Source organism: Vibrio sp. Vf1514 (assembly GCF_052076135.1).
In the GTDB taxonomy this organism is placed as follows: domain Bacteria; phylum Pseudomonadota; class Gammaproteobacteria; order Enterobacterales; family Vibrionaceae; genus Vibrio; species Vibrio furnissii.
Genome location: NZ_CP197268.1, coordinates 672,468 through 683,108, shown reverse-complemented (window position 1 = coordinate 683,108; position 10,641 = coordinate 672,468). Strand labels below are relative to the sequence as shown.

The following is a 10,641-nucleotide window of genomic DNA, read 5'->3' as shown; positions in this document are numbered from 1 at the left end:
GCGCAAGAATAGAATTTACGGAAAGAATGTCAAATGTGGGTACCCATAAACAAAAAGACTAATGCACTGTATTTACAGGATATTTTCTTTGAATGTAGGACTATTCTGATAGAAAGTTCAGACTTAAAACGGTGTTTCATTGATCAAGGTCATAAGCCGTAGGACACGACTTACAACCTCTGACAGAAGATTACTGAAAGGCTGGACGTTGTTGAATTTGCTCAAACCAGCGCGCGATATTTGGGTATTGCGCTAACGGGTTGAGTTCCAACGCCTTTTCGGCAAAACCAATAAAGATAAATGCCGTGATGTCTACAATCGTGAAGTATTCAGTTGCCACATAGGTTGATACCGCGAGACGCGCATCCAATTGCGGCAGAAAACTGGCGACACGCGCTTTGCTCTCTTCGCCCCACGCAAACACACACTGCTCTCGGTCTTTGTAGATGCCAGACAGATTACGAAACGCCTGAAAACCCGCATACAACCCTTGGAATTCGGTCACGCGATGCCACATTTCGACTTGCGCTTTATCCAATGCGCTACGGCCAAATAAATGCAGTTCATTGGGCGTCGATTCATCGAAGTATCGGCAGATGGCGACACTCTCGCACAAGGTCGTGCCATCATCCAGTTCTAACATCGGAACTTTGCCATTCACGCTCTTATTTTTGAACGCATCCGTCAAATTTTCTCCGTCGCGTACATTCATTGCAACGCGATCAACTTCCACACCCAGCTCTTTAAGAAAAATGCTGACGCGACGGCAACTTGGCGTGACGGCAGTTTCGTATAGCTTCATAAAACTTCCCTTTTATCTCTTTTTCAGAACGATCGTTTAGGTTAGACTCTACCCGTTAACTAAACGATCAGTCAAGAATGAATTTGTAGGGAATAATCCATGGCTCGAAAATGTAATTTTGACCGCGATGAGAAACTGACTCAGGCCATGGAGCTGTTCTGGCAGCGCGGCTACGCCAATACGGCGATTTCCGATTTGGTGGATGCACTGCAAATCAACCGCTTCAGCCTCTACAACACCTTTGGCGATAAACAGAACCTTTACTACGAAGCGTTGGATCAATACCTCAACACCGTGTCCTTGCCGGGGTTGAGCGCGTTACGGAAAGATGGTGCGTCGCTAAGCGCCATTGAGACATTCCTCAATCAGTTTGCCGCGCTACAACGCAAACGCAGTTGCGGCTGCTTCATTCAAAACGCGCTGGTTGAACATGCAGGCCATGACGACAAAGTGTTGGATAAAGGACAAATGCTGTTTGATGAGCTGCTTGCACTACTCGCTCACGCCATCGACAATGCGCAGCGCGACCAACAGATCTCCCCTGCTGTCGAACCTAAGGCGCTTGCCCAATTGATCCTAACCCAACTACAAGGCATGCGCGTGCTGGGTAAAGCCAAACGCTTTGACGACTTGGACCAAGCGACTGCCGCGCTACTTCAATTAATTCGACTCAACTGATTCAATCTCATCAATCCAAGGGGCATTCAGATGGTAAAAGTGCGGGCCACACGCCTCACACAAGGCGCAGATTTAAAACAATCGATCATAGCATTGGTGCAGACGCACGGTATAACCGCAGGTTCAATTGCCTCATGCGCGGGGTGTTTATCGCACCTGAACATTCGCCTCGCCGACAGCACCTCAACGTTATCGCTGCAAGCCCCGTTTGAAATTGTCTCCCTGATGGGCACCTTAACGCCGCATCATCTGCACCTGCACATTGCAGTCGCTGATTCACAAGGCAAGGTTTTGGGCGGTCATTTGCTGGACGGCAATCTCGTCAACACCACGGCGGAGTTGATTGTGCACGACTATCCGGATTTGGCGTTTGATCGCGAGTACGATGCGCACACCGGTTTTACCGAGTTGACCATTCACCCCAAGTCAACCTGATGTCACATGCAGCAAAAAGCCCGGATTAACCGGGCTTTTCTTTGGCTGAACACGAAGCATTAGAACGACGAGAGTCGCACCAACTCTTGGGTATAAGGGTGATTAGGATGCTGGAACAGGGTTTGCGTCGCGCCCTGTTCGACAATCTGCCCTTGCTTCATCACGATGGTGTAATGGCACAGTGATTTCACCACATTCAGATCGTGGCTGATAAACAGATAGGTCAGGCCATATTTCTCTTGCAGTGATTTTAGGAGATCCAACACTTGTGCTTGCACCGTGCGATCCAGCGACGAGGTCGGCTCATCCAGCAAAATAAATTCGGGTTTGAGCACTAATGCGCGGGCAATTGCAATGCGCTGGCGCTGGCCACCAGAAAACTCATTCGGATAGCGATGACGCGTCTCGGGATCCAAATCCACTTCGCGCATCGCCTCACAAATCGCGTCATCAATCTGTTCATCGCTGAAATCGGTGTGCACATGCAGCCCTTCACCGATCACCTGAGCAACCGACATTCTTGGATTCAAAGCTGAGAATGGGTCTTGAAACACCACCTGCATTTTGCTGCGATACGGTAACATGCCTTTGCGATCAAGTTGCTGAATGTCCTGCCCTGCGTAATCAATCACGCCTTCTGAGTGCACCAGTTTCAAAATCGCCATGCCGGTGGTGGATTTCCCCGAACCACTTTCGCCAACCAAGCCAATAGAGTGCCCTTGGCGCAGCTCAAACTGCATGTCGGTCACGGCTTTGATGTGACTCACGGTACGCTTAAATAAGCCGCCAGTGATGGGAAACCACACTTTCAACCGATCAGTTTTCAGTAGCACTGGGCTTTGATGATCGGCAGCAACAGGCAAACCCCGCGGGTCCGATTCAATCAGCAGTTTGGTATAAGGATGCTGCGGCGACGCAAACAACGCTTTGCATTCGTTCTCTTCAATCAAACGCCCGTCTTGCATCACCGCGACACGGTCAGCAATCCGGCGCACAATACTGAGATCGTGCGTGATAAACAGCATTGCCATGCCCAATTCGTGTTGCAGTGATTTGAGCAAATCGAGAATTTGCGCCTGCACCGACACGTCGAGCGCGGTAGTCGGCTCGTCAGCAATCAGCAGCTCAGGTTCGTTGATCAGCGCCATCGCAATCATCACACGTTGACGCTCACCGCCAGAAAGTTCATGCGGATAGGCGTTGATCTTGATGTGGGCGTTACGAATCCCCACTTTTTCCAACCAACTGATGGCCAGCGATTCTGCTTTTTTCTGGCGCATACCGCGATGAATTGCCAACGTTTCCACCAACTGTTTGCCAATTTTGTGCAGCGGATTGAGTGACACCATCGGCTCTTGGAAGATCATGCCGATTCGGCCACCGCGAATGCCGCGCAGCTGACGCTCAGAGCATGCCAGCGTGTCAATGCCTGCAAAATCGATTTTACCAGCCAGATAATGCGCCGAACCTTTGGGTAGCAATTTCAATATCGCGTTCGCCGTCACCGATTTTCCTGAACCACTTTCGCCCACCAGCGCCAATGTTTCCCCTTTTCGAATCGATAACGACACCTGATGCGTCACCGGTTCAATCGCGCCAGCGCGCCCAAAACCGACCGAGAGGTTGTCAATCGTGAGTAATGTGTCGCTCATTAACCTCTCCTTTGCAAATGTGGGTCAAACGCATCGCGAACCGCTTCACCAACGAAAACCAATAACGTCAACATCAACGACAAAACGACAAAAGCCGAAATGCCAAGCCAAGGCGCCTGCAAATTCGCCTTCCCTTGTGCCAACAGTTCCCCCAGCGACGGTGCCCCTACAGGCAAGCCGAAACCGAGGAAATCAAGCGAGGTCAGCGTGGTCACCGAACCGGACAGAATAAACGGCATCATCGTCAGTGAGGCGACCATCGCGTTCGGCAACATGTGACGCAGAATGATGCGGGAATCACTCACGCCCATCGCTTGCGCTGCGCGAACATAATCAAAGTTACGACAACGCAGAAACTCGGCGCGCACCACGCCCACCAAGCTCATCCAACTAAAGAGCACCATGATGCCCAGCAACCACCAAAAATTGGGCTCAACAAAGCTCGACAAAATGATCAACAAGAACAGCGTTGGCATGCCAGACCACACTTCGATAAAGCGTTGGCCAAACAGATCCAACCAACCGCCGTAATAGCCTTGCGTCGCACCGACCACCACACCAATGAACGACGAAACGATGGTCAACACAAAACCAAACAACACCGAAATACGAAAACCATAGATGATACGCGCCAGCACATCGCGCCCTTTGTCATCGGTCCCCAACCAGTTCACAGCATCGGGGGGCGAAGGAACAGAGCCAACGATGTCATAGTTAATGGTGTCGTAGCTAAACCGAATCGGCGCCCAAATGATGTACCCTTTCTCTTCAATCAGGTCGACGACGTATGGATCGGTGTAATCGGCTTCGGTTTCAAACTCGCCGCCAAAACGGGTTTCCGCGTACTGCTCCATCACCGGGAAATACCAGTGATGGTCGTAGGAAATAAACAGCGGTTTGTCATTGGCGATGCCTTCGGCAAACAAGCTGATGAAAAACAGCAGGGCAAAAATCCACAACGAATAAAAGCCGCGCCGATTCGATTTAAACCGCTGCCAGCGCGCAGCATTCAGCGGATTCACTTTCTTCTTTAACAGCGCCATTTAACGGGCCTCAAAATCAATGCGCGGATCAACCCAGGTGTAGGTGAGATCCGAAATAATGCCGAGCAACAAGCCCAATAACGTCATGATATACAGCGAACTAAACACCACCGGATAATCACGTTGAATGGTCGATTCAAAGCCAAGCAGGCCAATGCCTTCGAGCGAAAACATCACTTCAATCAACATCGAACCGGTGAAGAAGATGCTGATAAACGCGCTCGGAAAACCAGCAATGATGATCAACATGGCGTTACGAAACACGTGCTTATACAGAATTTGACGCTCGTCGAGCCCTTTGGCGCGCGCGGTCACAACGTATTGCTTGTTGATTTCATCCAGAAACGAGTTCTTTGTCAGCATACTCAAGGTCGCAAAACCGCCGATCACCATGGCGAAAATCGGCAGCGCCAGATGCCAGAAATAATCGATGATCTGTTGATACCAGTTCAGCTGCGCGAAGTTGTCCGACACCAAACCGCGCAGCGGAAACCAACTGAAGTAGTTCCCGCTGGCAAACACAATGATCAGAATGATGGCAAACAAGAAACCGGGAATCGCGTACCCGACAATCACCATCGCGCTCGACCACACATCGAAGCGCGAGCCGTGATGAATCGCCTTCATGATGCCGAGTGGAATCGAAATCAGGTAAATGATGAGCGTGCTCCATAACCCAAGGGAAATGGAGACCGGCAGGCGCTCGACAATCAAATCAATGACGTTCCCACCGCGAAACAAGCTTTCACCGAAGTTAAACGTCACGTAGTTTTTGAGCATGTCGAAGTAGCGTTCATGCAATGGCTTATCAAACCCGAACTGACGTTTGATCGCCTCGACCACTTCGGGATCCAACCCACGCGAACCTTTGTAACCCGACGGGCTGCCGTTGTCGATTTTCGACATATCGACTTCCTGACCACCGCCCGAAAAGCGTTCCATGATGCCGTTGGAATGCCCTTCCAGATTGGCGATGGCCTGTTCAACTGGGCCTCCCGGCGCAATCTGAATGATAAAGAAGTTAATGGTAATGATCGCCCACAGCGTTGGGATCACCAACAACAAACGGCGAAGAATATACGCTGCCATAACTGCCTCTTAGCGACGTTTTTCAGGTAACTTCTGGGCTTTCTCTTGTGAGATCCACCAGGTATCAATGCCCAAATCGTAGGTTGGCATTTTAGCCGGGCGTTCAAACTTATCCCATGTGGCAACACGGTACATGCTGGTGTACCACTGCGGGATGATGTAGAAATTCCATTGCAGAATGCGGTCCAACGCTTTACCGAGCGATTTTAGTTGCTCTGGATCCTCTTGATGCTGCGCAATCTGCAAGGTCAATTCATCAATGACGGGGTCGGTCACGCCAGCCGTGTTGTACGTCGAATCGATGTAGTGTGAGTTCCACACAATCATCAGGTTCGGGCTTGGGAACGGATTGGCAGAATAAGCCGACGACACCATGTCGAAATCGCGATCACGCAGGCGTTTGATGTATTGAGTGGTGTCGACGGTACGAATCTTCATGTCGATCCCCATCAACTTGAGGTTCTTTTGCAGTGGAATTGCAATACGCTCGGAGGTTGGGCTGTAAATCAGCAGTTCAAACGTCATCGGCTCACCGGTTTGGACGTTGGTCATCACTTTATTTTTCAGCTCCCAACCCGCCTCTTTCAGCAGCTTAAACGCTTCACGCATCTGCGGACGAATACGCCCGCTGCCATCGGTCACCGGTGGCTGGAACTCGGTGGTAAACACGCGCGGCGGAATCTTATCTTTGACCGGATCCAGCACCGCAAGCTCTGCTTTATCAGGTAATCCTTTGGCTTCGTACTCGGTGTTTTGGAAATAGCTGCGTGTGCGCGTGTACTGGCTGTAGAACATGTTTTTGTTCATCCATTCAAAATCCATCGCGTAGTTCAGCGCTTCACGTACGCGTACATCACTAAACACCGGACGTTGAATATTGAACACAAACCCTTGCGTGGCGGCAGGTGCGTTGTGAGGGATCTCTTCTTTTTTGATAAAGCCATTGTTGAAGTTGACCCCCGTATAAGACGTTGCCCAGAATTTGGCCTGACTCTCTTGGCGAATATCAAACTCGCCCGCCTTAAACGCTTCAAGCATCACAGTATCGTCGCGGTAATAATCGTATTGCACTTGTTTGAAGTTATTGCGCCCCACATTGACAGGCAGCGATTTTGCCCAATAGTTATCATCAAGTGTGTAGGTGATACTCTGCCCCGGTTTGAAATCCGCAACGCGGTATGGGCCGCTGCCGACCGGTGGTTGATTCAGCGGCTCAGACAAGCTTTTGTCTTTCCAGAAATGCTCGGGCAGCACACGCGTTTGCTGCGCAAAGCTAAAGAGTTTGTCTCGGTTCGGCTCTCTCATTTCAATGCGCACGGTTTTATCGTTCAGCGCCTTCACCGATTTGATCTCTTTGTAATACACGCGATATTGCGGAACGCCTTCGGTCATGAACTTGTTGAAGGTAAATTCCACATCGTGCGCCGTAATAGGGACACCATCTTGAAAACGGGCTTTCGGGTTGATGTCTAGCTCAAGCCAAGTGTAATCGTCGGAATAGCGTACTTTTTCTGCAATCAGCGGGTAGTAAGAGTCGATTTCATCAGAGGGCGAAAACATCAATGAATCGTAGAGTTCGCCGCTGGCTGCGGCCGCCACACCACGTGAGGCATAACGGTTAAAGTTATCGTACGTGCCCACCTGACCGTAGGTGACTTTGCCGTATTTCGGCGCATCGGGATTCACGTAATCAAAGTGAGTGAAGTTAGCGGGGTACTTGGCTTGACCAAAACCGACCAGACTGGTGGTTTCGATGACGTTGGCGAGAGAAACGTGGCTAAAGACAGAGAGTGCCACACCCAACGCGATTGGTTTGATTTTGCCCATGAAAGAATCCTTCTACTTAACGTCGTGCTGCTCCACCGTGCGGCCAATTCAAGACTCAGCGACAAATCTGGCAAGATGGAGAAGTCATCGGTTTTGTTCCCGTCACTGAACCGACAGCGCGACGCATCGTCACCTCGGTTCTACGGGTACATTTCTTATTAATAATTCAGCTACTTGGGTAAGTATAGAGAAATTTATCGATTACGAAACTGCTGAAACCTTATAGACACGCCAAGCGGCGGCATAGTTCAAAGATTTCAGCAGTTGATGGGGGTAAAGCGGGGAAAATCAGAGCAGTTCTTTGGCAATTAAACGCAGCAAGAAGGTTTCGCGTTCGATGCTCATGCCTTTTTTGTCACTGTTTGCCATGGTCTGTTCGTTGTGCGCAATCGCGTCACGAATGTTGATCCAAACCGGTTTCATGCCGTTATTGATCTCATAGGTTTCGTAATTGGTCTCCCCCAATTCACGGTCCACTTTGCAGGTAAAACAGTACGACACCATGTGTAGGATGTCCGCATCATCCTTGTACCAAGGACGAAACTCATCATAGAGGCCAAAGGCTTTGATGTTGTGAATGTTTTGCGCGCCCGTCTCTTCTCGTAGTTCGCGCACCAACCCTTGCAGGATGTCTTCGTGCTCATCCACGCCGCCGCCCGGCAAGGTGTAATCGTGATAGCGCTCGGTATAGAGCATCAGAATCTCTTCGCCATCCAGAACAATGGCGCGTGCGGCTTTGCGTTGCAGAATATGGTGTTGACTCAGTGGCCCCACTTCCGGATGCGTAGCAATATGTAAATGTCTCATATGGCGTCCCTCTAGAAATTTCGGCGCTTACTTTATCAAAGTGAGGCATAAAAAAACCTGCCGCCGCAGGCTTTTTTCATCATTCGTATTCATGCCAATGATGGATTGATGATCGCTTAACCATCTTTGGTGATCTGCAAAATCAATTCGCGCTCCACCTGTTCGGCTTTCTCGACCGGAATTTGACACGTTCCCGCCGCCGCATGACCACCGCCGCCGTATTGCAGCATCAATTCACCAATATTGGTGTGCGAGCTGCGATCGAAAATTGATTTTCCGGTTGCAAACACGATGTTCTGCTTTTGAAAGCCCCACATTTTATGTATTGAGATATTGCATTGCGGAAACAGCGCATACACCATAAAGCGGTTGCCCGCGTAAATCACCTCTTCATCGGTCAAATCAAGCAGCACCAAGTTATCGTGAATACGTGCGCAGCGTTGAATTTGCTCTTTGAACAAGTTTTCATGGTCGCGATACAAGCCAATGCGCTCTTGCACATCCGGCAGCGACAAGATCTGGTCAATCGTGTGATTGGCGCAATAGTCGATCAAGTCCATCATCAGGTTGTAATTGGAGATACGGAAATCGCGGAACCGCCCCAGCCCGGTACGTGCATCCATCAAGAAATTGAGCAGGTTCCAGCCTGTCGAATCCAACACTTCATCGCGGCTAAACTGCGCAGAATCCCCTTTGTCGACCGCTTCCATCATTTCCAACCATTGGTCGGGAAACACGTCCAGCCCCCCATAATATTCCCACACCACCCGTGCCGCCGATGGCGCGTCAGGGTCGATAATGTGATTATGGCGTTCACCGGCATTGCGCAGTGTTTCAGAATGATGGTGATCAAACACCAAGAAAGCATCGCCGACATACGGCAAATTAGTGACAATGTCACTCTGCGTCACCTCCACCTTCCCGTCTTGCATGTCTTTGGGGTGGACGAACTTGATGTCGTTGATGAGTTGAAGTTTTTTAAGTAATACGGCGCACACAAGTCCGTCGAAATCGCTGCGTGTCACCAATCGATACTGTTTCTCTGTCATGGGCTGATCCCCTAAAATGCATGCACCACTGCCGCGTGAAAACAATGCGGAAACCAAAAACAAGGTCAAAATTTGGCACCAAGATCAAAGTGCCTCATGAAATAATTCTAGACAGCATCCCGCTTTTGACAAATTTGAAAATAGTCACAAAAGGGGTAATTTCGACAAGCTGAAACCTTGATCACACCTTAAACAGTTGTTCGAGGCAACTGCTCGGGGTCAAAGTGACGATTGAGAGCGGTTAAGTTCTGATGCAACGTGCTTAAGGCATGCTGCACCACATCTGCTGATGCATCGGGGGCGGTGTCTAACATCGCGCGCTCGATATCAAACAGCGCAGTTAATACCTCAGGGTGTTCGCCGCGTTGTTGGCACACCGTTTGTGCCAAGCTGATGGCGTTTTCCGCAATGCTGAACGGCACCTCACGAACCTGAGCGAGTGGGCGCTGAAACACACCACGAACCACCCCTTCGAGATACACACGATAGGTGGTGATTTCGTCCATCAATAAAAACAGCGCCGCGCGATCGCTGCAGTGGGGATACGGTGCCAAAATGTGATGCTCAAGCTGCGGATCGATATGAAGCGTCAAACCTTGCGCCGCACAGCGCTGCTTGAGCACGCGCAGCAACCCTTGCTCATCCATTAAACGTTGAATTTCAAAAATGCGTTTGAGGTGATAATCGTTCGAGGCAAAAATGACATCAATCTCACTGCCTGCGGCAAAGATCCCTTGTTCCCTCAGGGTTTGCGCCATACATTCGATGTTCTCAATGGTATTGGTTGATGCTTGCTCCAACACCAGCGTCATCTCATTCGGGTTCAAACCGAATTTTTGACTTTGCTGAATAAAGGCTTCAGCCATGGCAGAGGCTTCTGACACCTGCTGCCCGTCGGTACATCCCCCGCAAAACCCAATGATTGGATGAGCGAACTGCTTCGCGGCAAGCCATGCCACCAGCGCTTGGACGCGGCTTTCTCCTTCCGCAGTTAACTGGTTGTTCACCAAACGTTTTCCGAGCACCAGAATCAGCGAGTGTTGCATGGGTTCGATTTCCTTCCTTTCAGGCGTTGAGGGCGTAGAGACCTTGAGATAGTGCAACATATTCAGCGTGTTGGCGAGCGCACTGTGAGATAATTCTTGTTGAGTCGCTGTGTCATTGTGTTCAATGATGGAAACGATATGGGTCATATATCGACTGTTAATGGGTCATTTGGTGTTAAGTGTAAATTTAGGTAAATGACAACAATTATCATT

At 50.0% G+C, this 10,641-nt stretch carries 10 protein-coding genes; 2 read left to right on the top strand and 8 right to left on the bottom strand.

Annotation, left to right across the window (positions count from 1 at the left end):
- Positions 1-190 precede the first annotated feature (190 nt).
- Positions 191-802: a glutathione S-transferase family protein gene (locus ACS18Q_RS18135; protein ID WP_004728066.1), complete on the bottom strand. Its 612-nt coding sequence runs from the start codon at positions 800-802 to the stop codon at positions 191-193.
- A 99-nt stretch (positions 803-901) separates the two neighbouring features.
- On the opposite strand from ACS18Q_RS18135, the gene ACS18Q_RS18130 reads away from it, so the two are divergent.
- A complete protein-coding gene (locus tag ACS18Q_RS18130; protein ID WP_158141924.1) occupies positions 902-1,480 on the top strand; it encodes a TetR/AcrR family transcriptional regulator in 579 nt (192 codons plus the stop codon).
- A 30-nt stretch (positions 1,481-1,510) separates the two neighbouring features.
- Positions 1,511-1,915 (top strand): PPC domain-containing DNA-binding protein, encoded by a 405-nt coding sequence (locus ACS18Q_RS18125; protein ID WP_441258151.1) that lies wholly within the window; start codon positions 1,511-1,513, stop codon positions 1,913-1,915.
- A gap of 59 nt (positions 1,916-1,974) precedes the next feature.
- Here the strand turns inward: ACS18Q_RS18125 and ACS18Q_RS18120 are convergent, their stop codons facing one another.
- The 7 genes from ACS18Q_RS18120 to ACS18Q_RS18090 all read right to left on the bottom strand — a co-directional run bounded on the left by ACS18Q_RS18120 (position 1,975) and on the right by ACS18Q_RS18090 (position 10,428).
- Entirely contained in the window at positions 1,975-3,567 is a 1,593-nt protein-coding gene (locus tag ACS18Q_RS18120; protein ID WP_441258150.1) for an ABC transporter ATP-binding protein, read from the bottom strand.
- The gene (locus tag ACS18Q_RS18115) at positions 3,567-4,610 is read right to left on the bottom strand and encodes an ABC transporter permease (RefSeq protein ID WP_441258149.1); all 1,044 of its coding nucleotides are present in this window, start codon (positions 4,608-4,610) and stop codon (positions 3,567-3,569) included. The genes ACS18Q_RS18120 and ACS18Q_RS18115 overlap by 1 nt, the downstream gene beginning before the upstream one ends.
- Positions 4,611-5,699, bottom strand: a complete 1,089-nt coding sequence (locus tag ACS18Q_RS18110) for a microcin C ABC transporter permease YejB (protein WP_004728061.1) — start codon at positions 5,697-5,699, stop codon at positions 4,611-4,613. It lies immediately after the preceding gene.
- 9 nt (positions 5,700-5,708) lie between these two features.
- Positions 5,709-7,526: an extracellular solute-binding protein gene (locus ACS18Q_RS18105; protein WP_441258148.1), complete on the bottom strand. Its 1,818-nt coding sequence runs from the start codon at positions 7,524-7,526 to the stop codon at positions 5,709-5,711.
- 288 nt (positions 7,527-7,814) lie between these two features.
- Positions 7,815-8,333, bottom strand: coding sequence for an NUDIX hydrolase (locus tag ACS18Q_RS18100; protein WP_004728059.1), 519 nt, complete (start codon positions 8,331-8,333; stop codon positions 7,815-7,817).
- A gap of 116 nt (positions 8,334-8,449) precedes the next feature.
- On the bottom strand, positions 8,450-9,382 hold the full coding sequence (locus tag ACS18Q_RS18095; protein ID WP_014257252.1) for an exopolyphosphatase: 933 nt from the start codon (positions 9,380-9,382) through the stop codon (positions 8,450-8,452).
- 188 nt (positions 9,383-9,570) lie between these two features.
- On the bottom strand, positions 9,571-10,428 hold the full coding sequence (locus ACS18Q_RS18090; RefSeq protein ID WP_441258147.1) for a YdcF family protein: 858 nt from the start codon (positions 10,426-10,428) through the stop codon (positions 9,571-9,573).
- Between the last annotated feature and the right edge of the window lie 213 nt (positions 10,429-10,641).

Coding starts and splice junctions, on each gene's coding strand:
- ACS18Q_RS18125 (WP_441258151.1), top strand. CDS start 1,511: ATGGTAAAAGTGCGGGCCACACGCCTCACACAAGGCGCAGATTTAAAA.
- ACS18Q_RS18130 (WP_158141924.1), top strand. CDS start 902: ATGGCTCGAAAATGTAATTTTGACCGCGATGAGAAACTGACTCAGGCC.
- ACS18Q_RS18100 (WP_004728059.1), bottom strand. CDS start 8,333: ATGAGACATTTACATATTGCTACGCATCCGGAAGTGGGGCCACTGAGT.
- ACS18Q_RS18110 (WP_004728061.1), bottom strand. CDS start 5,699: ATGGCAGCGTATATTCTTCGCCGTTTGTTGTTGGTGATCCCAACGCTG.
- ACS18Q_RS18135 (WP_004728066.1), bottom strand. CDS start 802: ATGAAGCTATACGAAACTGCCGTCACGCCAAGTTGCCGTCGCGTCAGC.
- ACS18Q_RS18095 (WP_014257252.1), bottom strand. CDS start 9,382: ATGACAGAGAAACAGTATCGATTGGTGACACGCAGCGATTTCGACGGA.
- ACS18Q_RS18105 (WP_441258148.1), bottom strand. CDS start 7,526: ATGGGCAAAATCAAACCAATCGCGTTGGGTGTGGCACTCTCTGTCTTT.
- ACS18Q_RS18120 (WP_441258150.1), bottom strand. CDS start 3,567: ATGAGCGACACATTACTCACGATTGACAACCTCTCGGTCGGTTTTGGG.
- ACS18Q_RS18090 (WP_441258147.1), bottom strand. CDS start 10,428: ATGCAACACTCGCTGATTCTGGTGCTCGGAAAACGTTTGGTGAACAAC.
- ACS18Q_RS18115 (WP_441258149.1), bottom strand. CDS start 4,610: ATGGCGCTGTTAAAGAAGAAAGTGAATCCGCTGAATGCTGCGCGCTGG.